Source organism: Pseudomonas sp. AC463, from assembly GCF_979253585.1.
Window position 1 is genome coordinate 1 of sequence record NZ_CEEDDZ010000373.1, and the last position, 313, is coordinate 313.

Annotated in this window: 1 protein-coding gene; it reads left to right on the forward strand. The window is 64.9% G+C overall.

Features of this window, described 5'->3' with window-relative positions; genetic code table 11:
- Positions 1–18: 18 nt before the first annotated feature.
- Positions 19–313 (forward strand): cytochrome b N-terminal domain-containing protein (locus tag AC0IYH_RS30590; RefSeq protein ID WP_471837912.1); only part of this gene is annotated, 295 nt, incomplete at its 3' end.

A 313-nucleotide genomic window follows, 5' to 3' on the forward strand; every position in this document is an offset into this window, starting at 1 on the left:
GTTCTTCCCTGGGGTCAGATGTCGTTCTGGGGCGCGCAGGTCATCACCGGCTTCTTCTCGGCTATTCCGCTGGTCGGCGAGACGATCCGCATCTGGCTGCTGGGCGGCTATGCGCCGGACAACGCCGCGCTGAACCGCTTCTTCTCGCTCCACTATCTGCTGCCGTTCGTGACCGCGGGCGTCATCATCCTGCACATCTGGGCGCTGCACATTCCGGGTTCGAACAACCCGACCGGCGTCGACGTGAAGGGCGAGCAGGACACCGTTCCGTTCCACCCCTATTACACCGCGAAGGACGCGGTCGGGCTGGGCG